Source organism: Archangium sp., from assembly GCF_036389735.1.
Taxonomy (GTDB): Bacteria; Myxococcota; Myxococcia; order Myxococcales; family Myxococcaceae; genus Archangium.
In genome coordinates this window covers 1-1,555 of sequence record NZ_DASVWK010000054.1, presented here as the reverse complement: position 1 = coordinate 1,555, position 1,555 = coordinate 1, and the positions used below count along the sequence as shown (strand labels likewise).

Genomic DNA, 1,555 nt, shown 5'->3' with positions numbered 1-1,555 from the left:
GGTGGTGCGAGGGGGCAACGCGCTGGGGTCCGGTCCGGTGACGCCGGAGAACCAGGAGCGCGCCCTGGCCGAGGTGGTCGCGCGAGGCTTCGGACACGAGGAGGGCGCATGAGCCGGAAGATGGATCGCCGTCACTACGCGGACATGTTCGGTCCCACGACGGGGGACCGGGTCCGGCTGGGGGACACGGGGCTGGTGGCGCGGGTGGAGAAGGACTTCACCGTCTACGGGGACGAGTGCAAGTTCGGCGGTGGCAAGGTGCTGCGCGAGGGCATGGGCCAGCAGGCCGGGGTGGGGGACGCCGAGGCACTGGACTGCGTCATCACCAACGCGCTCATCGTCGACTGGACGGGCATCTACAAGGCGGACATCGGCATCAAGGCGGGACGCATCGCCGGCATCGGCAAGGCGGGCAACCCGGACGTGATGGCGGGGGTGACGCCGGGGCTGGTGGTGGGCGTCACCACCGAGGCCATCGCGGGCGAGGGGCTCATCGTCACGGCGGGCGGCATCGACTCGCACATCCACTTCATCTGCCCGCAGCAGGCGGACGAGGCGATCGCCAGCGGCATCACCACCTGGGTGGGAGGTGGCACCGGGCCCGCCACGGGCACCAACGCCACCACCTGCACCCCCGGCGCGTGGAACCTCCAGCGCATGTTGCAGGCCACGGACTCGCTGCCGCTCAACATCGGCCTCACTGGCAAGGGCAACACGTCCATGCCCGAGGGGCTGCTGGAGCAGATCGCGGCGGGGGCCATCGGCCTGAAGCTGCACGAGGACTGGGGCACCACGCCGGCCGCCATCGACACCTGCCTGTCGGTGGCCGAGGGCGAGGACGTGCAGGTCACCATCCACACGGACACGCTGAACGAGTCCGGCTTCGTGGATGACTCCATGGCCGCCTTCAAGGGCCGCACCATCCACACCTACCACTCGGAGGGAGCGGGAGGCGGGCACGCCCCGGACATCATCCGCGTGTGCGGCGAGCCCAACGTCCTGCCCAGCTCGACGAACCCCACGCGGCCCTACACGGTGAACACGCTGGATGAGCACCTGGACATGCTCATGGTGTGTCACCACCTGGACCGGGAGATTCCCGAGGACGTGGCCTTCGCCGAGAGCCGCATCCGGGGCGCCACCATCGCCGCCGAGGACGTGCTGCACGACCTGGGGGCCATCAGCATGATCTCCTCGGACAGCCAGGCGATGGGCCGGGTGGGTGAGGTCATCACGCGCACGTGGCAGACGGCGCACAAGATGCGCGAGCAGCGCGGCCGGCTGCGCGAGGAGCGGGGGGAGAACGACAACCTCCGTATCCGCCGCTACGTGGCCAAGTACACCATCAACCCGGCCATCGCCCACGGCTTCGCGCACGAGGTGGGCTCGGTGGAGCCGGGCAAGCTGGCGGACCTGGTGCTGTGGAGGCCGGCCTTCTTCGGCCTGCGTCCGGAGCTGGTGCTCAAGGGAGGCTTCATCGCCTGGTCGCAGATGGGCGACCCGGGGGCCTCCATTCCCACGCCGCAGCCCTCGTACATGCGGCCGATGTTCGGCG

Annotated in this window: 1 protein-coding gene; it reads left to right on the top strand. The window is 70.1% G+C overall.

The genetic code is table 11. The features are described 5' to 3' along the window. Positions 1 to 108: 108 nt before the first annotated feature. A partial coding sequence (gene ureC, locus VF794_RS01980) for an urease subunit alpha (protein ID WP_331107163.1) occupies positions 109 to 1,555 on the top strand: 1,447 nt, incomplete at its 3' end.